Raw genomic sequence first — 22658 nt, 5'->3', positions numbered from 1 at the left:
TACATGTTGTCCATTATCGAACAAATTAAACAAGGCCAACTGTGGGACTTTCACGGTGGTATTCATCCTGAAGAAAATAAAACAATCTCTAATCAAGCTGCAATTCAACAAGCGGGGATCCCTTCTCAACTTGTTCTTCCTTTAAAACAGCACATTGGTGGAAAAGGTGACATTCTTGTCTCTGTTGGTGATGTCGTACTAAAAGGCCAACCTCTAACACAGGGCAATATTGCTATGTGTGTTCCTGTTCACGCACCAACATCAGGAAGAATTACCGCCATTGAGCCTCGCACCGTAGCTCATCCATCAGGATTAACAGATCTGTGTATCGTAATCGAATCGGATGGCGAAGATCGTTGGATTGAAGATCGTACACCAATTGATGACTTTTCATCAGTAGATCCCATCGATCTTATCGAGAGAATCCGTCAATCTGGTATATCAGGAATGGGTGGTGCTGGTTTCCCTACTAGCCGTAAGATTCAAAGTGGTATTGGCAAAGCTGAAATGCTCATTATCAACGCTGCTGAATGTGAACCCTACATCACTGCAGATGATCGTTTAATGCGAGAGCATGCTGAAGAGATCATTGATGGTATTAAGATCCTACAACACATTCTGACACCAAAAGTATGTATCATTGCCATTGAAGATAACAAACCAGAAGCCGTAAAAGCACTTAACCAAGCGGTTACTGACCATGACAATATCATTATTCGAGTCATACCAACCAAATATCCATCTGGTGGTTCTCGTCAACTGACAAAAATAATTACAGGGCAAGAAGTACCTGCAAATGGCCGTTCAACAGATATTGGGGTCATTGTTCAAAACGTCGGAACGGTATTTGCCATAAAGCGCGCTATTTGCGATGCCGAACCTCTTATTGAGCGAATCGTCACATTAACAGGTAACAGCATGTCAACACCAGGTAACCTGTGGGTTCGCCTAGGTACTTGTATTGATTACCTTATGGAATTAGTTGGCTATAAAGCTGATAAGAAACACCCACGAATCATCATGGGCGGTTCATTAATGGGCTTTACTTTACCCCATCAGCAAGTTCCAATTACTAAAATTACCAACTGTATTATCACACCAGATAAAAAAGAACTGCCTCTGTACAACCATGAAATGGCTTGTATTCGATGCAGTAGCTGTGCTGATGCCTGCCCAACATCGTTACTTCCTCAGCAGCTATACTGGTACTCAAAATCAGAAGATTATGACAAATGTAATGAGTATAACCTTGACGATTGTATTGAGTGTGGTGCCTGTGCTTATGTCTGTCCAAGTGAAATACCGCTAGTTCAATATTATCGCCAAGCCAAATCAGAAATTTATTCTCGTAAGCAAGATGCATTAGCTGCAGAACGAGCAAAATTACGTTTTGAAGAAAAAAATGCTCGTTTGGAACGCGATAAACTTGAACGTGAAAATAAATTTAAACAAGCCGCTGAAAACCGTCGCAAAGAGATGAAGACAGAGAATAAAGGTGGTGATGATGCAATCGTTGCAGCTATTGCTCGTGTCAAAGCACAAAAAGCAGCTCAAGAATCTGGCGTAGCTGCACCAAAACCGGCTGTTGCTGCTGCAATTGCTCGCGCAAAAGCAAAACAAGCAGAAGCAGCAAAATCGGAGACTTCAGTACCAGATAACTCTGAAATGGCTAAACTACGTGAAGAGCGTAAGCAGCAAGCAAGAGAAAGAAAAGCAAAACTTGCGGAAGAAACCACAGCAACTGATTCAGACAAATCAGAGAAAAAAGATGCCGTGGCTGCCGCTATTGCTCGTGCAAAAGCACGCAAAGCTGCACAAGCTGAAGAGAAAACAGAAACGTCAGTAGTCTCTGAAGATAATAATCAAAACACTGAAGAATCTGCTGATCCGAAAAAAGCAGCCGTCGCTGCCGCTATTGCTCGTGCAAAAGCACGCAAAGCTGCACAAGCTGAAGAGAAAACAGAAACGTCAGTAGTCTCTGAAGAGAATAATCAAAACACTAAAGAATCTGCTGATCCGAAAAAAGCAGCCATCGCCGCCGCTATTGCTCGTGCAAAAGCACGCAAAGCAGCACAGGCTGAAGAGAAAACGGAAACGCCAGTGACCTCTGAAGAGAAGAATCAAAACACTGAAGAATCTGCTGATCCGAAAAAAGCAGCCGTCGCCGCCGCTATTGCTCGTGCAAAAGCACGCAAAGCAGCACAGGCTGAAGAGAAAACGGAAACGCCAGTGACCTCTGAAGAGAAGAATCAAAACACTGAAAAATCTGCTGATCCAAAAAAAGCAGCCGTCGCTGCCGCTATTGCTCGTGCAAAAGCACATAAAGCAGCACAAGAAAATAACAAGAAGGAAGAGTAACAGTGGCCTTTTTTATCACTAGCTCACCCCACGCTCATAGCAAAAAGAGCACAAAACACATTATGAAGATGGTTGCTCTTGCAACTATTCCTGGCTTATTAGCACAAACCTACTTCTTCGGTTGGGGTAATATCATACAAGTGCTTATTGCTATTTTTACCGCAATTGCATCCGAAGCGATTATTTTAAAATTTAGAAAGAGACCTCTTGCTCCCTATCTAAGTGATAATAGCGCTCTCTTAACTGGTCTATTATTAGCATTAGCAATTCCACCACTCGCACCTTGGTGGGTAACCGTTATCGGTGTTGTTTTCGCTATCGTTATCGCTAAACACTTATACGGTGGTTTAGGACAAAACGTATTTAACCCAGCGATGGCTGCTTATGTTGTCTTACTAATTTCATTCCCAGTACAAATGACAACTTGGCTACCAGTAAAAGAGCTGCTAACAGAAAATATTAGCTTACTTGATTCACTGTGGCTTATATTTCATGGATTAAGCCAAGATGGATTCTCTGTTCATCAATTAACGATGAATGTTGATGGCATGACAATGGCTACGCCATTAGATACGATCAAAACAGGATTAAAATCAGGGCTTACTACCTCAGAAGTACTTTCCTTACCTATTTTTAATGGTTTCGCAGGTTTAGGTTGGTTATGGGTTAACGTTGGATTCTTATTAGGTGGTTTATTCCTTCTTCAACAACGTCTAATTCACTGGCATATACCGGTTAGTTTTTTAGTCAGCTTATTTATTATTAGCAGCGTATTTGCTTTATTCTCACCAGATACAGCAACATCGCCGTTATTTAATCTGTTTTCTGGTGCAACCATGCTAGGGGCATTCTTTATTGCTACTGATCCTGTTTCGGCTGCAACCACACCAAAAGGGCGTTTATATTACGGTGCTCTCATTGGTGCTTTAGTTTATATCATACGAACTTGGGGTGGTTTTCCTGATGGTGTCGCCTTTGCTGTTTTATTAGCAAATATGTGCGTTCCATTAATTGATTACTACACAAAACCAAGAACTTACGGCCATACTAAAGGATAAAACAATGCTAACCACAATGAAAAAAAGTAGCCTTGTTTTGGCTCTGTTTGCGATAGCAGCAACCGCACTAGTTACCATTACTTATGCATTAACTAAAGATCAAATTGCGTATCAACAACAACAGCAGTTATTGTCAGTTCTCAATCAGGTTGTTCCTAAAGAGCAACATGATAATGAACTATATAAAGCTTGTGTTCTTGTAAAAAATAAAGATGCTTTGGGCTCAAAACAGGCGATGCCAATTTACCTTGCCTCATTAAATGGCCAACATTCTGGAGCAGCCATTGAAGCAATAGCGCCAGATGGATACAGTGGCAACATTAAAATCATCGTTGGAGTTGATTCCGATGCAATGGTCACTGGTGTTCGTGTTCTTTCACACCAAGAAACGCCAGGGCTAGGTGATAAAATTGATATTCGAATAACTCGCTGGGTCGACGGATTTTTAGGAAAAACGGTTGAAAACGCAGAAGATAAAAATTGGGCTGTACAAAAAGATGGCGGCCAATTTGATCAATTTACTGGCGCAACAATCACACCAAGAGCGGTAGTTAAAGCCGTAAAAAGAGCGGTTTGGTTCTATAAGACACATCAAGAAGAGCTGCAAACTCTTCCATTAAATTGTGAGACAAAATAATGGCAAGTCATAAAGAATTAATTAAAAACGGTTTATGGGATAACAACCCTGCCCTAGTTCAACTATTAGGTCTTTGTCCCTTACTTGCTGTTTCTGCCACAGTGACTAACGCACTTGGTTTAGGCATTGCTACCATCCTAGTTTTGGTTGGCTCAAACCTAATTGTTTCTTTGGTTCGTCAGTGGATACCACAAGAGGTGCGTATTCCTGTATTCGTAATGATCATCGCTTCACTAGTAACTTGTGTGCAATTACTGATGAACGCCTATGCTTATGGTCTTTATTTATCTCTTGGAATATTTATTCCTCTAATTGTTACCAACTGCATTATCATTGGACGAGCAGAATCATTTGCTTCAAAAAATGACCCACTTCCTGCCGTTTTAGATGGATTATGGATGGGTATGGGAATGACAGCGGTCTTGGTTTTACTCGGCGCAATGCGTGAGATCCTTGGTAACGGTACTTTGTTTGATGGTGCCGATCTGCTGCTTGGTGATTGGGCAACTATGCTAAGAATTGAACTTTTCCATGTTGATAGCCACTTCCTACTGGCTATGCTACCTCCAGGTGCATTCCTTGGCGTTGGATTTCTTATTGCTTTAAAAAACGTCATTGATAAGAAAATGGCCGATCGTCAACCTAAAGAAAAAGCAGAGATAGAGCGAGCTCGTATTTCGTAACTGTAACACCATAGGTTAACTTCAAATATCGTGAAAAAGAAAAGGATTTAATTGCTGTATGAATAATGTAAAACGTTTAGAAATTTTAGAACGCTTACGTTCAGAAAATCCCAATCCTCAAACCGAACTTGAGTGGTCAACACCATTTGAATTATTAATTGCTGTACTGCTTTCAGCGCAAGCAACCGATGTGAGTGTTAACAAGGCAACAAGAAAATTATATCCAGTAGCAAATACCCCACAAAGCATTTTAGATTTAGGGGTAGATGGACTAAAAACATATATAAAAACCATCGGGTTATTTAATACGAAAGCAGAAAATGTCATTAAGACCTGCCGTATGCTTATTGATTTGCACGATGGAGAAATTCCTGAAGACCAAGATGCATTAGAAGCGCTTCCAGGTGTTGGACATAAAACAGCAAATGTCGTATTAAATACCGCATTTGGCTGGCCTACTATTGCCGTTGATACACATATTTACCGAGTATCTAATCGAACTAAATTTGCCATGGGTAAAACGGTTAATGATGTAGAGAAGAAGCTACTAAAAGTAGTTCCAAAAGAGTTTAAGTTAGATGTTCATCATTGGTTAATCTTACATGGCCGTTATACTTGTATAGCTCGCAAACCTCGTTGTGGTAGCTGTATGATTGAAGATTTATGTGAATTCAAAGAAAAAACAGAAGATTAATAGGAGTAAGACAATGGCTAATGGACGCATTTTACATACCATGATCCGCGTGGGTAACTTAGATAAATCCATCGAATTTTATACAAAAGTAATGGGAATGGATCTTCTTCGTCAAAATACGAATGAAGAATACAAATACACACTGGCTTTTCTTGGCTATGGTGATGAATCCCAAGGTGCCGTAATTGAACTTACCTATAACTGGGGCACAGAAGAATACGACATGGGTACTGCTTTTGGTCACATTGCTATTGGTGTTGATGATATCTATGCAACTTGTGACGCCATTAAAGCTGCAGGAGGCAATGTTACGCGTGAAGCAGGCCCTGTAAAAGGTGGTTCAACACATATTGCTTTCGTAAAAGATCCTGATGGTTACATGATTGAGTTAATCCAAAACAGCAGTGCATCAGCGGGATTAGAAGGTTAAAAAATACCTTATAATCCACTTTACAGTAAAAAACCTGCGATCTAGGCAGGTTTTTTTATACATCAAACTTTAATTGATAATAGTTCTCAGTTAGATTTATCTCGATAATGGAATTCTTAATAAACTAATTGAGGCTTAACTATGATTGAATTATGGGAAAAACATACATTATTAGCTGAACAAGCTTTTAAGAATGAGGATCCATGGCGAACCATTCTTCATTATCAGCAAGCCTTTGCTATTTCAGAAGAACTGATAAAGAGAAATGAAGCCAGTTTAAATGACCAAATAACCATATCCGTTATTTCTTGTCATAATCTGGCTCAGTTTTGGAGAAGCCAAAACGACAGTCGTTTTGAATTAAAATACCTTGAACTCGCATCAGAAAAAATATTAACACTCGTCCCTCAATGCCCACATAGTGAGTGTGAATCTTTCGTTGATAATTTGGGTTGTTGCAAGAATGCATTATTGGATTTTATGAAGCGCCACCCTAACCCATCAATTGCTCGACATATACAACATATTGATACTACAGTTCAATGTGAGTTAATAGCCAGTTTTAAATTACAATAAAAAAGACGCCTACTATGAGGCGTCTTTTTATGATGATGTTAAAACGAATAATTAGATAATTGTTCGTCCTAGAGAAATGACAACACGACGGTTTTTATTCTTACCAATCGGTGTTGCGTTATCTGCAATTGGACGACGTTCACCATACGAATGAACACGAATACGATCAGCAGGTAAACCAATTGACTCAAAGTAATTTTGTAATTTTAACGCACGTCTTTCTGACACTTGTTGGTTCACATTTTTACCACCACTAGAGTCGGTATAAGTTGCTACCAACACTAAATCCACATCTTTAGTGTATTTAATAAAATCAGCAATTTGTGACAAACGCTTTTTTGATGCCTTATTTAATTCATCGCTGTTTTTATCAAAATGCAAAATAGTGAATGAGATGTCTTCAAAACTGTATGGCAATAAGTTAGCAATACACATACTAAACACATTATATTGCTCTTGAAATAAAACGGGTGATAACGCCACTTCAATCATTTGCTTAGGACTTTGCCAATCAGCATAAGTAAATGTTGGGAATCGACCACTTTCAAGTTCAGCAAGCATAGACCAAGCTGTTGGACCACCAACATAGCCATCAAATTGTTTAAAGAACTTTAAATTCAACATACTTTCCGCGCCATCACCCGGCATCCAGCGAGCAGGCATAGACACAAGATTAACAGCACGAGTTTCACCCATTGGGCGGTTCATTTTTAATTCAAAATCCAGATTCATCTTCTTATTTGCATAAGATGAAAACTGTGCACTACCATAATTAGGAATGTTATGAGACAAACGACACTCTAAAGGCGAGTTTTCTAACATCGTCCACTTCGATTGCTCTGGCTTAGCGACATAATTCTTATTTGCTAATACAGGAGTAGCAATCAAAGAGCTCACTAATAAAGCAGATGTAACAAATATTTTTTTCATAATACCTAAATCTATGGGTCATGCCGTTGACGATGCTATTAATAAAGCAATAATTAGACCAATAATTACTTACAACTTGCCAATTTCAGTTAGATACTAATAAATATATCTCTATCACACCTTATTTACAGTTTTTATGCTACGGATAATCTGCAATAATAGTCATAACATTTTCTTACGTACCGAATGATGACTGAAGTAGAACAACACAATTTATTAAAAAACCGTTTTCGTGGCTATTTTCCTGTAGTTATTGATGTTGAAACAGCAGGTTTTAATGCTAAAACTGATGCATTACTTGAGATTTGTGCTGTTACTCTCGCTATGGATGAGCAAGGTAATTTAAAACCTGCTACCACCATCCACTTCCATGTCACTCCTTTTGAAGGTGCTAATATTGAAAAAGAAGCACTTGAATTTAATGGTATACGTGACCCATTTAGCCCATTACGTGGTGCTGTCACTGAAGACGTTGCATTAAAAGAAATCTTCAAACTTGTCCGTAAAGAACAAAAACAACACGATTGCCAACGTGCAATAATGGTTGCTCATAACGCTCATTTTGACCATAGCTTTGTTATGGAAGCAGCGGCACGAACAAAATTAAAACGCATTCCTTTCCATCCATTTTGCACCTTTGATACAGCGGCAATCAGTGGCCTTGCACTTGGTCAAACTGTATTGGCAAAGGCGTGTAAAACAGCAGGAATGGATTTTGATGGTAAAGAAGCTCACTCAGCTCTTTATGATACAGAAAAGACGGCAGAACTATTCTGTCGTATTGTGAATAAATGGAAAGATCTTGGTGGCTGGCCTGTAATGCCAGAACCAGAAAACGATACTAATAATAATTAATTGGCTAATTGCTAACTACATAATAATTTACAGGGAACTAAACACAATGAATCCAATCATTCTTTCTGTTTCAGTTATGCTTATCCTTGCTTTGCTTAGAGTTAACGTTGTTGTTGCCTTAACATTTAGCGCACTAATCGGTGGATTAGTAGGTGGATTATCATTATCTGAAACCATTTCAGCTTTCGAAGGTGGCCTAGGTGGCGGTGCAACTATTGCATTAAGTTACGCTATGCTTGGCGCTTTTGCAGTTGCTATTTCAAAATCAGGCGTTACTGATTTGCTTGCTCACAGTGTGATCAAACGTATAAATGGTAAAGACAATATCCACGCCGCAACCGGTGTAAAATATTTACTATTATGCTTGATACTTCTCGTTACGATTTCATCTCAAAACGTAGTGCCAGTTCATATTGCCTTTATTCCAATTTTGATCCCACCACTACTTCAAGTTTTTAATAAACTAAAGCTTGATCGTCGTTTGGTTGCTTGTGTTCTTACTTTTGGTTTAGTGACACCTTATATGATTTTACCTGTCGGTTTTGGCGGTATCTTCTTAAATAACATCCTGCTTAAAAACCTACATGACAACCATTTAGATGTACTTGCAAGCCAAGTACCACTAGCAATGGCTTTACCAGCACTTGGCATGGTTGTCGGTTTATTAATCGCCGTATTTATTTCATACCGTAAGCCAAGAACGTATGCCGAAGTTGATAACTCTGAGTTAGCCCCAACATCAGTAGAGCCTACATTTAATAAACGTCATATCCAAATTTCTATTTTAGCTATCGTTGCTGCCCTATCGGTTCAGTTATATGCTGGCTCAATGATCATTGGTGCTCTTGCTGGTTTCATGGTGTTTACTTTTGGTGGTGTGATTGCTTGGAAAGAAACTCAAGACGTATTCACTCGTGGTGTTCACATGATGGCAATGATTGGCTTTATTATGATTTCAGCTGCTGGCTTTGCCGCTGTAATGAAAGCCACAGGTGGCGTAGAAACCCTAGTTCAAGCTTTATCTACCTCTATTGGTGATAATAAACCCCTAGCTGCCCTACTTATGCTAATTGTTGGTCTATTAGTTACAATGGGAATCGGCTCTTCGTTCTCAACTATTCCAATCATTGCAACTATCTATGTCCCTCTTGCTATTGCTTTTGGCTTTTCTCCAATGGCAACCATCGCACTTGTTGGTACTGCGGCAGCGCTTGGTGATGCAGGTTCTCCAGCCTCGGATTCAACATTAGGTCCAACATCAGGCTTAAACTCTGATGGCCAACATGAACACGTTTGGGAAACCGTTGTACCTACCTTTTTGCATTATAACCTGCCACTAATTATCTTTGGATGGATTGCAGCAATGGTTCTATAATGTAACTGAATTGCATTTTTATTTAAAAAAACGTTAAAATGGCAGATGTTTCTGCCGTTTTTTTGCATAAAGATCAAAAAAATACCCCGTTATCTCTTTGTTTGAACGTATCTTTAACTGATACAGTTGCTATACTCTGCCATTGTTTAATCACCACCTATAATCTTGTATGAAATTAATTAAGCTTTCTTCATTTCTTATCATTGACGACAGCACTGTCATTCAAAATGCGCTTAGAGCATTACTCAGTCGTATAGGTGTCCCAACCAACAATATTTCATGCTGCCCTACAGCGGGTGCAGCCGTTGGTAACTGCAAACGTCAGAAATTTGATGTGTTATTCGTTGATCATAATTTAGGTCACGGTAGCACAGGTCTACAAATGCTAGAGCAACTTAAGTTGCTGCGTCTTATCACAGACAACACACTTATTTATATCGTCACGGGTAATGAAGACCCGCAAATTGAGCTAGCATACAGTGATTACATGCCGGCTAAATACATTCAAAAACCAATTCGTCCAGAAGAAATTATTAAAGTCATTAATCATGATTTGATTAAACGTCAATTTTCTACTGGGATGATTGCCGCATATACAAAAGATGGGTTAGCCGGAGTTAAACCCTTAATCTTTCAAGCGCCCAACAAAGTGATCCTAAAAGATTCAATGCTGAAATTGGCATCACGCCTAATTAAAGTAAACCGTCTTCAAGAGGCACTAAGTGTCAATAAAGCCTTACTTTCAATTATCAAAGAATCTATCGAAGCGGATATTCAATATGCTGAAATACTGTTAGCTAAAAAAGAATATGAACAAGCGAACCAACACATCGATGGTCTGCTACAAAAAAATAAAGATAACTTGCAGTTAATTGATCTAAAAGCTGAAGTTTCTTTTGCTAGAGATGATATTGGCATCGCCGCTCGATTTTGGAAAAGAGGCTTTGAACTCTCCCCTTATTCATACATTCGCTTTTGCAAACTCGTTTGGTCTTTACTTGCAAAAGGGGAAAAATACGACGCTTTTGACCTACTCACTAAATACGCTTATCTACTACCAAACTCTGCATTTGATTCCGCAGGTAAACGAGCTATGGCCGCTTGGGGCGATTTATATTTAGCTTCTGAAGACATCCTTCAAGAATGGTCACCAGAAAGTGCATGGCAACGTGTTAGCGCCAAATTAAAAGGACGCCTACGTGGGATCCCGTGTATTGCAGCACAACGAGCACTGTCTGCATTATTTCAATTAAAAATTAATCGGTACGGTGAAGCAAATCGACACATATCAGACATTCAAATAAACGATATTGCCGATTATGAAACCGCATTCATTGTGTATCTTGTTTATTGTGAAATGAAGCTAGACGACGAAAAAGCTCAGTTAGAAGAAAAGTGGCTTACTAAACTACAGAAAGGAACATCAACTCTAACTCAGTTACAAACGATGGCATTCATAAAGCAACAAAAATCATCGTCTTCGTTTTAAAGATAAAAAAAAACCACGTTAAATAACGTGGCTTTTTTAATATTCTGATTATTCAGCAGCTGGTGCGTTACGCTCTGCAGCTTCTTTAATTAATGGCTGAAGTTCACCCTTTTGGAACATTTCAATGATAATGTCACAGCCACCAACTAGTTCGCCTTCAACCCATAATTGTGGGAATGTTGGCCATTGTGCGTATGCTGGAAGCTCTGCACGAATATCAGGGTTTTGTAGAATATCTACGTACGCAAACTTCTCACCACAATTCATTAAAGCTTGTGCAGCTTGAGAAGAGAAACCACAGCTAGGTAGCTTAGGAGAACCTTTCATGTATAAAAGGATGTGGTTTTCAGAAATTTGTTGTTTGATCTTATCGATAGTTTCCATTGTATCCTCTAATGGTCGACATTTAAGTTGTATCCATTCTACTTGTTATGTGTGAAGAAAAAAATACCTATTATTTGTAGTGTTATTATTTATTGAAAAATCGGTACTTTTTCTTTAAATAAACTTAAAACTTGCTAGAATCAAAGCGAAGTCAGATAAGCTCTAATTATAATTGAGCACATATTTTTGGAAAATTAATGAGGCATAGACCTCTTTTAAATGGAGACACGAGCGATGTCATTTGAATTACCAGCTCTACCGTATGCAAAAGATGCACTAGAACCACATATCTCAGCAGAAACACTGGATTTCCACCACGGTAAACACCACAACACATACGTTGTTAAACTAAACGGTCTTATCCCTGGTACTGAGTTTGAAGGTAAAACACTAGAAGAGATCATTAAAACTTCTACTGGTGGTGTTTTCAATAACGCAGCACAAATCTGGAACCACACGTTCTACTGGCACTGTTTAGCTCCAAACGCTGGTGGCGAACCAACAGGTGCTGTAGCAGAAGCTATCAACGCTGCATTCGGTTCTTTTGAAGAATTTAAAGCTCAATTCACAGATTCAGCAATCAATAACTTTGGTTCTTCTTGGACTTGGTTAGTGAAAAAAGCGGACGGTTCTCTAGAAATCGTTAACACGTCTAACGCAGCAACACCACTAACAGAAGAAGGTACAACACCACTTCTAACAGTTGACCTGTGGGAACACGCTTACTACATCGATTTCCGTAATGTTCGTCCTGATTACATGAGTGCATTCTGGAACCTTGTAAACTGGTCTTTCGTAGAAGAAAACCTAGCAAAATAATTTTCGAATTATAAATAGACGCATCTTGCGGCTAAACACTTCAAAGGTCAGTTTTTATACTGGCCTTTTTTATTACCTTCCATTGCGGTAACTCTTTGCCCTATTTCTAAAAATAATTTAAAAAACGGCAATTTTTTTCCTAAAAAGACTAAAGCTTTCCAATCCCTTACCGATAAATAGTTATCACCAAGAGGATTGATTCATGAAAGTACATACATTAGACAAAGCAGAATTAATTAGCGAAGTTCAATTTGGCTCGAACCTAAACCACGCTGTAGAAGCGGGTCGTCGTGCTGATTTCGCTTTAATGATGTCATTACTATCTAATGACTTACGTGAAAACACGCCTGTTGAAAAAATTAACGAGAAAAAAGTAACTGAAGATCTGTTACGTCAACGCTTTCAGTTAGCTGATGCACAAACATTACGTAGTAATGAAGAAAGTTATTCTCGTTCTGCTGCTCAAGCTTATCAATTCCACAATGGTGGAATGGCGAGTGCTAAGCTACAACACGGCCTAGCGCCGGATGCAATGGCTTATATGCCGCAAGACACTTGTGACCTACCTGAAGAAATTTATCACAACCTATCAGGCCACCAACGTCGTCAGTTAGAATCAGGTAATGATATTTTTAATGCTATCCCACAAGATCTTTATAATGAACTTGTAACCGCTAAACGTCATTCTGAAATGAATTTTTATGTTTAATACGGTATTACATTCATTCCATATTAGCCATTAACAGTTTTAACTTTCCCTTCTCATTAATCATTGAGCAATATGTGAGTTAGTGCATAATTCACAATATTGATTGATATTTAATCATCATTTAAAGCCCATCTCACAGCAGATGTCATATTTCTATTCCATTATTAAAGCATCGAGTAACTAACGCTATTAAAGCAATTCATGCTCTAAGGAAAGAATGCTATGCAAATAAAACATTCAACCATACTGATCACATCAGCTGGAAATGTTATGGGTCGTTCCATTTCATGTCATTTCGCTTCTCTTGGCGCTTATTTAATCATTACAGATTCTGATGCAGAAGCGTTAAATGAAACGCATCGTTTTTGCAGTCAATTAACATCCAATATTGTCAGCTATCAACTAGAAGACCAAAGCCAAGAAAGTATTCGCCATTTGTTTCATGCCATCGATAATGAGTTTAATAACGGCATAGATGTGCTAATCAATAACTATACTGCTGTGACGTTACCAAGCTTGCTGGATTCTCAAAGTCAAAATAGTCCATTCCAACTCACAGAGTTAGCAACAACTTTATTCACCTATGGTCAATTTGCCGCTCAAAATATGCGTTCTCATAAGAAAGAAGGCGTAATTATTAACCTTGGTTATCACAATGACTTATCGCATTTGCACCAAGCAGATAACTCAACAGCTCTTTTAGCAGGGTTAACTAAGAGTTGGGCTAAAGAGCTAAATCCATTCAAAATAAGAATTGGTGGTGTGACACCAAGAATAACAAATAATGATACTGCGCCTAATCTAAGTACCATCAATCAAGAACTAATAAAAAACACTGAATACATTCTTGCTAATGAATATTTTAGTGGTCGAATTATTGAAGCAACAGCTTAATAATTTAATACCAATCTGAATAAGCAGTGAGATGAATGGTCAGGTACTTATTTAAATTAGTATTATCAGTTCAATAAACATTTTTAAGCACAAACCTCTAGATGCAAAAAAGCCACCTAATATTAGGTGGCTTTCTTATTTATCACTTTCAAATTGCTAGTGAAAGTAACTCAGCGTTTAGCAATCAATTATTTCTTTGCTTTTTTCGCTTTTGGCTCTTCAGTTTTTTTAATTACTGTTGTGCCTTCAAACGTTTCACCTTCAACAAAAGGTTTGCCGTAGTAAGAAGTTGTTAGTACTTCTTTTAGCTCTGTGATTAGAGGGTAACGTGGGTTCGCACCAGTACATTGGTCATCGAACGCTTCAACAGATAGTTCATCTAGTTTAGCGATGAAGTCTGCTTCGTTAACACCTGCATCTTTGATAGATAGTGGAATATCTAAATCTTTCTTAAGCTCTTCTAACCAAGTTAGTAGACGCTCAATCTTCTGAGCAGTACGGTCACCAGCTTGGCTTAGGCCTAGGTGGTCAGCAACTTCTGCGTAACGACGACGTGCTTGTGGACGGTCGTACTGAGAGAATGCTGTTTGTTTAGTTGGGTTATCGTTCGCGTTGTAACGTACAACGTTAGAGATAAGTAATGCGTTAGCTAAACCGTGTGGTAAGTGGAACTCAGCACCGATTTTGTGAGCCATTGAGTGACACACACCTAGGAATGCGTTAGCAAACGCGATACCAGCGATAGTTGCAGCATTATGTACTTTCTCACGAGCGATTGGGTCGTTCGCACCATTTTTGTAGCTTGATGGTAAGTATTCTTTAAGCATCTTAAGAGCTTGAAGCGCTTGACCGTCAGAGTATTCATTAGCAAGAACAGATACGTAAGCTTCTAATGCGTGAGTTACTGCATCGTAACCACCAAATGCTGTTAGAGACTTAGGCATGTTCATTACTAGGTTAGCATCAACGATTGCCATGTTTGGCGTAATTTCGTAATCAGCTAGTGGGTATTTAGCACCAGTCTTGTCGTCTGTAACAACAGCGAATGGAGTAACTTCTGAACCCGTACCTGAAGTTGTAGTGATACATACAAGCTCAGCTTTTTTACCCATTTTAGGGAACTTGTAGATACGTTTACGGATATCCATAAAGCGCATTGCTAGTTCTGCGAAGTGAGTTTCTGGGTGCTCGTACATTACCCACATAATCTTAGCAGCATCCATTGGTGAACCACCACCTAGAGCAAGGATTACGTCAGGTTGGAAGCTCTTCATTGCTTCAGCGCCTTTCTCAACAACAGATAGTGTTGGATCCGCTTCTACATCAAAGAATGTTTGAACTTCGATACCTTGAGCTTTAAGTAGTTGAACTACGTCATCAGCGTAACCATTGTTGAATAGGAAACGGTCAGTTACAAGGAATGCACGTTTCTTACCTTCTAGGTCGCTCATTGCGATTGGAAGGCTGCCACGACGGAAGTAGATAGACTTAGGTAGTTTGTGCCATAACATATTTTCAGCTCGCTTCGCTACAGTTTTCTTGTTGATAAGGTGCTTAGGACCCACGTTCTCAGAGATAGAGTTACCACCCCATGAACCACAACCAAGAGTTAGAGAAGGTGCAACGTTAAAGTTGTAAAGGTCACCGATACCACCGTGAGTAGTTGGGATGTTTACAAGAATACGTGCTGTTTTTAGTTTGTCACCAAAGTAACGGATACGGTCAGCGTTAACATCTTGGTTAGTGTACAGACCAGATGTGTGGCCGATACCGCCAATTTCTACCATTTTAACAGCTTGGTCTACCGCGTTCTCGAAAGAAGACGCACGGAACATACCTAGTGTTGGAGATAGTTTCTCATGAGCGAATTCGTCATCGTAAGATACTTCACCGATACCTTCACCAACAAGGATCTTAGTATCAGCTGGAACTTTAACGCCAGCCATTTCAGCGATAGCTGTTGCAGGTTGACCTACGATGTTTGCGTTTAGGTTACCGTCGATAAGTAGAACTTTACGAACTTTATCTGCTTCAGCTTTAGATAGTACGTAACCTTTGTGAGAAGCAAAACGCTCTTTAACTTCGTCGTATACTTCATCCATTACGATTACAGCTTGCTCAGAAGCACAAACTACGCCGTTATCGAATGTTTTAGACATAAGAACAGAAGCTACAGCACGTTTAACATCAGCTGTGTCATCGATAACAACAGGAACGTTACCAGCACCAACACCGATTGCAGGTTTACCTGAAGAGTATGCTGCTTTAACCATGCCTGGGCCACCAGTAGCAAGGATAAGAGCGATACCGTCGTGCTTCATTAGTGCATTAGAAAGTTCTACAGATGGTTGGTCAATCCAACCGATGATGTCTTTTGGAGCACCAGCTGCAACTGCTGCGTCTAAAACAAGTTTCGCTGCATCATTAGTAGAGTTTTTCGCACGTGGGTGTGGCGAGAAAATGATACCGTTACGAGTTTTTAGAGAGATTAGAGATTTGAAGATTGCAGTAGATGTTGGGTTAGTTGTTGGAACGATACCACAGATAATACCTACAGGTTCTGCGATAGTCATTGTTCCTAGGTTATCGTCTTCTTCAAGAATGCCACATGTTTTTCATCTTTATATTTGTTGTAGATGAACTCTGATGCGAAGTGGTTTTTGATAACCTTATCTTCAACGATACCCATGCCAGACTCAGCAACCGCTTGTTGTGCTAGCGGGATACGAGCTTGGTTAGCTGCTAGAGATGCTGCACGGAAGATTGCATCAACTTGCTCTTGAGAAAAAGTTGCGAACTCTTCTTGTGCTGCTTTAACGCGTGCTACTAGAGCATCTAATTCAGCTAGGTTAGTTACAGGCATAGTGTTTCTCCTAAAATTAAAAAACTATATAAATCATTAAAAACTATTTAGTAAGAACTTTGATTTTTTTATTTCATTTGTATAACAAGACCGAAAATTCCCTTCACGTTCTCGCTGTACTTTCTTAGTAAATTGCTTTCAAAACTGATTATATTCTTTCACATTTTTAAAAGTATTGATTCAGATCAGTTATCAGAAAATATTTACCACTTTCGACTTACCTCTTACGGGTAGCACATTTAAAAAGTGATTTATATCACATACTTAATACAAAAATAGAAGCACTTCAAACATTCAACTCTTAATAAATCAGTCAATAGCAGAAAATCAAAATGTAATAAAATTACATAAACGCGGCAAAAAATGACAAGTTAAGGCGAATTATTCGTGCCACTAAAGAGTAGTATAAGTCTCAGAAAATTCACATCATTTATATCGTGAATAATTTGCTCTAGATCACTTTATTGTAAAATTTTAGTGTTTTTAAAAAGATAGGATTAGAAATTGATTAAAAGAAATACTAGAGAGGTCAGAGTTTTTTGATTATTCTTGGTGCACAGCAATAGCTTATAAATACAGATAAATGACAAAAACAAGAAAAAGCCCAATAAAACATCATCTATATACAATCATCTTTGGCACCCATACTAAAGGTGGCAGAAGGTTTGATATCGCCTTAATTATTTTAATCTTATTATCACAAGCAACTTTGATATTAGATTCTATAAGCTCTGTACGTTTACAGTATGGAGAAGTATTATGGAAGCTTGAGTATTTATTTACTGCTATCTTCACACTTGAGTATGTTTTGCGTCTTTATTGCTCTCCACGACCAAGCTCTTATGCAAAAAGCTTCTATGGCATTATTGATTTATTGGCAATATTACCTACATACCTAGCTCTCTTCTTCCCTAGCGCTAGCTATATAGCCATAATTCGTTTGCTTCGAGTAATGCGTATTTTCCGAATTTTGAAACTTGTTCGTTACTTGCAAGATTCAAATATTCTATTGCGCTCACTCTTAATGGCCAAACGCAAAATACTCATATTTTTTAGTACCGTTGCGATTCTTGTTTCTGTTTTTGGTTCATTAATGTTTGTAATTGAAGGGCCGGAGAATGGATTTACAAGTATTCCACAAAGTATCTACTGGGCTATAGTAACAATTACTACTGTAGGATATGGTGATTTAGTTCCTCACACCCCACTCGGTAAAGCAATCGCCTCTTTAACTATGCTATTAGGTTACTCGATACTTGCTGTACCAACAGGGATCATTACTGCGGAATTAAATCAAGAGATGAATACTCACAGAGATCTTGTTCGTTGTCCTAATTGTTTGAAAGGTGGACATGAGTCAGACGCAATACACTGTAAGCATTGCGGAAGTCGGTTACCAGAACCAGACAAGAGAATTGTGAATACTATTAATGCAAAAGAATAATAGTACTCATTTTAAAAGACGCTATTCAGTGTATAAACTTAACGAACTTTTCGACGCATGAGCATCAGAATCATTACAAGGAACTTTGGTGCAGCAATTACTGCTAATAAAAAGAATACAGCGGCAAACGCAGCAAATTTTGTTAGAACTTGTCCTTTGGTCTTTTTCATCTTACGTCATTCTATAATTTATGAAATTGGCGATAATCTACTAGACTGTTAGGTTATCGACAATTTTATAAGCCACTTTTGGGATCAATGTTGCATTTGTTTTTCTTATTTGCTTATTTACCGTAATAAAAAGTACAAATAAGCCATTAATCAGAAGAAACATTCACGCGAACAATATCTTGTTGGTCTTTCGAAAACTGTTTTTTTAACTCAGATTTTGACTTAAAACTGATCTCTCCCCCCTCAGCCACCGTCATATGCTGCGCATCTGTATTGTATTTAGATTGATAAATCATAACGGCTTGCATACATGTGCTTCTCTGATCAGCAGACAATGGTGTCCCATTATGCCACTTCCCTGTTTCAACCGCGTATTGCAGGTTTTTAAAAACCTCAGGAGTCATGGATTCTAATAATGTCTCAATATTCATCATCTACTCTTTTATTTATAAAAATATGAACAAACGATATCTTTTCATTAATGTTAGTCAATATTATGCCGATAAATAGGAGTAACGGATCACGTTTCCATTTTCTCAATCAATAGGTTTATCATGTTTTCTACTATTCAACGATTTTCGCTAATAACGTTTACTGCATTTTCCTTATCTGGCTGTTTTGATACTACTCCAACAACAACGCAGTTATGTGAAGATCATTCTGAGCTACAATGTGATCAATTAAATATGCGAGATGGACAATGTCTTAATCAACGCGATGCGCTTATATTAAGTCGCTTTGCTACTTTAAAAAGCCAAAGCGATTTAGATAAGCTAAAAACCATTCAAGCAACCTATCAATATCAATCATGTTTAACATCCGCTGCACAAATTGAACCCATCACCGCAAAAGAAATTAAAACAAAACGTTCAGAAGCACTGATACATACCTATGATGCTATTGATCTATTGAGCATCGAATTGAAAGAATCTAAAGAACCCAAAGTTCTTTATTATCGTTGGAGTACAGGTGATAAGTCTGCATTAAGAGAGTTTTTACAACTTGAAGGTTCTCGCTCTCTTGAAACAGCAGAGCTTCAATATGCACTTGCTACCTTTTATGCATTACGCAATGGAAATAAAACCATCACGTTATTAAATCACTCATTAGAACTATTAACTAAAGATGATTATAAAAACGATTTCCATGCAACGATTATTAAATCGCTAGCAAGTATCAATCATAAAGAGCAAAACACAGAACATGCTTATATTTGGGCTTTAGTCGGGAAAGAATTTGACCTACAAGTTTCTTCTCAACAACAACTTGACCTGTTGTATTCATTCTCAGATGCAGAAAAACAAAAACTACAACAAGCAAGTGAAGTAATAGTAAAAAGCATCAAAGAGCAAAAATTCTCAGCACAGCTACTACCAAAGATAGCTGAGAAAAATTAATTTACTGATGTAAATAAAAAAGGAGCCGAAATGTGCTCCTTTTTTATTTTATATGGATTTATTTATCTTGCGAAAAATTTAAAGAAACCGAATTCACGCAATATCTTTCGTTGGTTGTTTTGGGGCCATCATCAAAAACATGCCCTAAATGACTATCACAATGACGACAGCGGATTTCAATTCTTTTCATCCCGTGGCTGTTATCTTCAATATATCTTATGACTTGATCGTTCACTGGGGCATCAAAGCTTGGCCACCCACAACCTGAGTCATATTTATTATCAGATACAAATAAAATGGTTTGGCAACAAGTACAGGCGTAATAGCCTTTTTCTTTATTATGTAATAACGTTCCTGAGAAAGGCGCTTCTGTTCCTTGTTTTCTACAAATATCAAACTCTTCTTTTGTAAGCTTTTTTCGCCACTCTTCATCGGTGTATTCTAAAAATGTTTTTTGTGTCTCCATTTTTATAAAACTCCTTTCTTAGACTTCTTTAAATTAAACCTTGCTATATATCACCTTTGTAGCACATACTTTGCCAAAGTAATTTTACAGCAACCAAGCGAAATCACATTAATTGTTATGTCACTTTTTTTCACAAAGTGTCATTTAGGTTACTAAATAACCACAAATTATTCGAATTACGTAAGAATTTTTCTTTATGTTAACAGGATATGGTCTATTTTTTGATTTTAAACAATTAAATTTGGATTTTCACTTGCAGGTTGGCTCAGGATTTTGTAATTTTACTACCAGTTAATTTAAACCTGAAATTCAAATTTAAGTTGTGGAGCAACTATAATGACTATCAAAGTAGGTATTAACGGTTTTGGCCGTATTGGACGTTTCGTATTCCGTGCATCTGTAGAGCGCAATGACATCGAAGTTGTTGGTATTAACGATCTTATCGACGTTGAATACATGGCTTACATGCTTAAGTACGATTCAACTCACGGCCGTTTCAACGGTACAGTTGAAGTTGTAGATGGTAACCTAGTAGTAAACGGCAAAACTGTACGTGTAACTGCTGAGCGTAACCCAGAAGACCTTAAGTGGGATGCAATCAACGTTGACGTTGTTGCTGAAGCAACTGGTCTATTCCTAGACGACGCAACTGCACGTAAGCACATCACTGCTGGTGCTAAGAAAGTTGTTCTAACTGGTCCTTCAAAAGACGCTACTCCAATGTTCGTAATGGGTGTTAACCACGAATCTTACGCTGGTCAAGACATCGTTTCTAACGCTTCTTGTACTACTAACTGTCTAGCACCTGTTGCTAAAGTTCTTAACGACAAGTTCGGTATCGAATCTGGTCTTATGACTACAGTTCACGCTACTACAGCAACTCAAAAAACTGTAGATGGTCCTTCTGCTAAAGACTGGCGCGGTGGCCGTGGTGCTTCTCAAAACATCATCCCATCTTCAACTGGTGCTGCTAAAGCTGTAGGCGTTGTTCTTCCAGAACTAAACGGCCTTCTAACTGGTATGGCTTTCCGTGTACCAACTGCTAACGTTTCTGTAGTTGACCTAACAGTTAACCTAAAAACTGCTGCATCTTACGAAGCAATCTGTGCTGCTATGAAAGAAGCATCTGAAGGCGAGCTTAAAGGTGTTCTAGGTTACACAGAAGACGCTGTTGTTTCTCAAGACTTCATCGGTGAAGTTCAAACTTCAGTATTCGATGCTGCAGCTGGTGTTGCACTAACTGACAAATTCGTTAAAGTTGTATCTTGGTACGACAACGAAATCGGTTACTCAAACAAAGTTCTTGACCTAATCGCTCACGTTTCTAAGTAAGCATTAGTTTAGACTTTCTTTGAAAGCTAACTTAAAAGGTTTTACTATCTTTTAAGAATGAAAGGCGACTTAATTGTCGCCTTTTTTATACCTGTAATTCAGTATTTATCCTTTTTCTATTCAATCAAAAAGAAACTATTTCTCTGAATATTAAATAGAAGAAGAATGCATATTTATTATTTTAGGAGTTACCTATGAATCTTACTCAGCTTCCAATTATCAGTGTATTATCTGATAACGTCACTGTTGCTCAATTAGATGATGTAAAAGTGATTCGTGTCATTCATGACAAAGCCAATGCAGCCATTTCTCTTCATGGTGGCCACGTTTTATCTTTTACGCCAAAAGGACAAGACGATCTTATTTGGATGAGTAAAGAAGCCATCTTTAACCCTGAAAAAGCAATTCGTGGCGGCGTTCCTGTTTGTTGGCCATGGTTTGGTCGTATCGCCGATCCTGCTCACGGTTTTGCTCGTAATAATGAGTGGACGCTTATTGAACACCGTGAAAATGATAATGGCGTTATTATCGTTCTAGGATTAGAAGCATCTGAAGCAACTAAAGCTATTTGGCCTTTTGAATTTGAAGCACGCTTAACCGTTGAAATCGGTGATGAGTTACGTATTACGCTTGATGCAAAAAATACGGATAACAAAGCATGGAATTGTTCTGGTGCTTTACACACTTATCTTAACGTTGCGGATATTGCTTCAACAACAATTACGGGCATGGGTCCAACATATATTGACGGCCTTCAAAATGCCAAACTATGTACAGGCGAAGATACTCTATCAATAAGTGCTGCCATTGACCGTGTATATACTCAACCAGAAAATACCGTATCAGTTTCAGACTCTCAGCGTACATTAACGGTGACAAATTCAGGCCATAATGCTGCGGTTATTTGGAACCCTTGGATTGAAGGCGCTGAATCGATGACTGATATGAATGATGATGGCTACAAAACCATGGTGTGTATTGAGTCTACTTACCATGCAACTAGCTTAGAAGAAGCCCAAACCGTTGAACCAGGTAATGCATTTACGCTAACCACAACGATTAAAGCGTAAGATCAAGGTAACCGACTTCGATATT

At 38.4% G+C, this 22658-nt stretch carries 22 protein-coding genes and 1 pseudogene; 17 read left to right on the top strand and 6 right to left on the bottom strand.

Annotated features, from left to right (window positions below; translation table 11 throughout):
- The first annotated feature begins 3 nt into the window (after positions 1-3).
- The 7 genes from rsxC to AAFX60_004955 all read left to right on the top strand — a co-directional run bounded on the left by rsxC (position 4) and on the right by AAFX60_004955 (position 6436).
- Positions 4-2358 carry an electron transport complex subunit RsxC gene (gene rsxC, locus AAFX60_004985; protein ID XDF78504.1) on the top strand — a complete coding sequence of 785 codons (2355 nt, stop codon included), beginning with the start codon at positions 4-6 and terminating at the stop codon, positions 2356-2358.
- A 2-nt stretch (positions 2359-2360) separates the two neighbouring features.
- Complete coding sequence (gene rsxD / locus AAFX60_004980) at positions 2361-3416, top strand: electron transport complex subunit RsxD (GenBank protein ID XDF78503.1); 1056 nt, start codon at positions 2361-2363, stop codon at positions 3414-3416.
- Between the two features lie 4 nt (positions 3417-3420).
- Positions 3421-4053, top strand: coding sequence for an electron transport complex subunit RsxG (gene rsxG, locus AAFX60_004975; protein XDF78502.1), 633 nt, complete (start codon positions 3421-3423; stop codon positions 4051-4053).
- A complete protein-coding gene (locus AAFX60_004970) occupies positions 4053-4736 on the top strand; it encodes an electron transport complex subunit E (protein XDF78501.1) in 684 nt (227 codons plus the stop codon). Before rsxG ends, AAFX60_004970 begins: the two co-directional genes overlap by 1 nt.
- A gap of 58 nt (positions 4737-4794) precedes the next feature.
- Positions 4795-5430, top strand: a complete 636-nt coding sequence (nth, locus tag AAFX60_004965) for an endonuclease III (protein ID XDF78500.1) — start codon at positions 4795-4797, stop codon at positions 5428-5430.
- Positions 5431-5443: 13 nt separating this feature from the next.
- Positions 5444-5860 (top strand): lactoylglutathione lyase, encoded by a 417-nt coding sequence (gene gloA, locus AAFX60_004960; GenBank protein XDF78499.1) that lies wholly within the window; start codon positions 5444-5446, stop codon positions 5858-5860.
- 141 nt (positions 5861-6001) lie between these two features.
- Positions 6002-6436: a DUF2753 domain-containing protein gene (locus AAFX60_004955; protein XDF78498.1), complete on the top strand. Its 435-nt coding sequence runs from the start codon at positions 6002-6004 to the stop codon at positions 6434-6436.
- 51 nt (positions 6437-6487) lie between these two features.
- Here AAFX60_004955 and AAFX60_004950 read toward each other — a convergent pair whose 3' ends face one another.
- Positions 6488-7366, bottom strand: coding sequence for an OmpA family protein (locus tag AAFX60_004950; protein ID XDF78497.1), 879 nt, complete (start codon positions 7364-7366; stop codon positions 6488-6490).
- 189 nt (positions 7367-7555) lie between these two features.
- Here AAFX60_004950 and rnt point away from each other — a divergent pair, with 189 nt between their 5' ends.
- The 3 genes from rnt to AAFX60_004935 all read left to right on the top strand — a co-directional run bounded on the left by rnt (position 7556) and on the right by AAFX60_004935 (position 11085).
- On the top strand, positions 7556-8221 hold the full coding sequence (rnt, locus tag AAFX60_004945; GenBank protein ID XDF78886.1) for a ribonuclease T: 666 nt from the start codon (positions 7556-7558) through the stop codon (positions 8219-8221).
- A gap of 46 nt (positions 8222-8267) precedes the next feature.
- Positions 8268-9596 carry a Na+/H+ antiporter family protein gene (locus AAFX60_004940; GenBank protein XDF78496.1) on the top strand — a complete coding sequence of 443 codons (1329 nt, stop codon included), beginning with the start codon at positions 8268-8270 and terminating at the stop codon, positions 9594-9596.
- Between the two features lie 169 nt (positions 9597-9765).
- On the top strand, positions 9766-11085 hold the full coding sequence (locus AAFX60_004935; protein ID XDF78495.1) for a response regulator: 1320 nt from the start codon (positions 9766-9768) through the stop codon (positions 11083-11085).
- A gap of 48 nt (positions 11086-11133) precedes the next feature.
- On the opposite strand, the gene AAFX60_004930 is transcribed toward AAFX60_004935, so the two are convergent.
- On the bottom strand, positions 11134-11469 hold the full coding sequence (locus AAFX60_004930) for a Grx4 family monothiol glutaredoxin (protein ID XDF78494.1): 336 nt from the start codon (positions 11467-11469) through the stop codon (positions 11134-11136).
- Positions 11470-11703: 234 nt separating this feature from the next.
- On the opposite strand from AAFX60_004930, the gene sodB reads away from it, so the two are divergent.
- The 3 genes from sodB (at position 11704) to AAFX60_004915 (ending at position 13891) form a co-directional block, all read left to right on the top strand.
- Positions 11704-12288 (top strand): superoxide dismutase [Fe], encoded by a 585-nt coding sequence (sodB, locus tag AAFX60_004925; GenBank protein ID XDF78493.1) that lies wholly within the window; start codon positions 11704-11706, stop codon positions 12286-12288.
- A 202-nt stretch (positions 12289-12490) separates the two neighbouring features.
- Entirely contained in the window at positions 12491-12997 is a 507-nt protein-coding gene (locus tag AAFX60_004920) for a VC2046/SO_2500 family protein (GenBank protein XDF78492.1), read from the top strand.
- Positions 12998-13219: 222 nt separating this feature from the next.
- Positions 13220-13891, top strand: coding sequence for an SDR family oxidoreductase (locus AAFX60_004915; protein ID XDF78491.1), 672 nt, complete (start codon positions 13220-13222; stop codon positions 13889-13891).
- Between the two features lie 188 nt (positions 13892-14079).
- Here AAFX60_004915 and adhE read toward each other — a convergent pair.
- Positions 14080-16754, bottom strand: a pseudogene (gene adhE, locus AAFX60_004910) (bifunctional acetaldehyde-CoA/alcohol dehydrogenase).
- Positions 16755-17337: 583 nt separating this feature from the next.
- Here adhE and AAFX60_004905 point away from each other — a divergent pair.
- Positions 17338-18198 (top strand): ion transporter, encoded by an 861-nt coding sequence (locus tag AAFX60_004905; protein ID XDF78490.1) that lies wholly within the window; start codon positions 17338-17340, stop codon positions 18196-18198.
- Between the two features lie 38 nt (positions 18199-18236).
- Here AAFX60_004905 and AAFX60_004900 read toward each other — a convergent pair whose 3' ends face one another.
- Positions 18237-18368 (bottom strand): hypothetical protein, encoded by a 132-nt coding sequence (locus tag AAFX60_004900; protein XDF78489.1) that lies wholly within the window; start codon positions 18366-18368, stop codon positions 18237-18239.
- Between the two features lie 146 nt (positions 18369-18514).
- Entirely contained in the window at positions 18515-18799 is a 285-nt protein-coding gene (locus AAFX60_004895; GenBank protein XDF78885.1) for a DUF1315 family protein, read from the bottom strand.
- 123 nt (positions 18800-18922) lie between these two features.
- Between AAFX60_004895 and AAFX60_004890 the strand changes: the two genes are divergently transcribed.
- Complete coding sequence (locus tag AAFX60_004890; protein XDF78488.1) at positions 18923-19765, top strand: DUF2989 domain-containing protein; 843 nt, start codon at positions 18923-18925, stop codon at positions 19763-19765.
- A 58-nt stretch (positions 19766-19823) separates the two neighbouring features.
- Here AAFX60_004890 and msrB read toward each other — a convergent pair whose 3' ends face one another.
- Entirely contained in the window at positions 19824-20231 is a 408-nt protein-coding gene (gene msrB, locus AAFX60_004885; GenBank protein ID XDF78487.1) for a peptide-methionine (R)-S-oxide reductase MsrB, read from the bottom strand.
- Between the two features lie 336 nt (positions 20232-20567).
- Between msrB and gap the strand changes: the two genes are divergently transcribed.
- The gene (gene gap, locus AAFX60_004880; protein XDF78486.1) at positions 20568-21563 is read left to right on the top strand and encodes a type I glyceraldehyde-3-phosphate dehydrogenase; all 996 of its coding nucleotides are present in this window, start codon (positions 20568-20570) and stop codon (positions 21561-21563) included.
- 194 nt (positions 21564-21757) lie between these two features.
- Positions 21758-22633: a D-hexose-6-phosphate mutarotase gene (locus tag AAFX60_004875; protein XDF78485.1), complete on the top strand. Its 876-nt coding sequence runs from the start codon at positions 21758-21760 to the stop codon at positions 22631-22633.
- Positions 22634-22658: the final 25 nt, after the last annotated feature.

The sequence above is a fragment of the Aliivibrio fischeri genome (genome assembly GCA_038993745.2).
In the GTDB taxonomy this organism is placed as follows: domain Bacteria; phylum Pseudomonadota; class Gammaproteobacteria; order Enterobacterales; family Vibrionaceae; genus Aliivibrio; species Aliivibrio fischeri_B.
The sequence above is the reverse complement of the archived record's forward strand: the minus strand, read 5'-3'. Positions and strand labels throughout refer to the sequence as shown.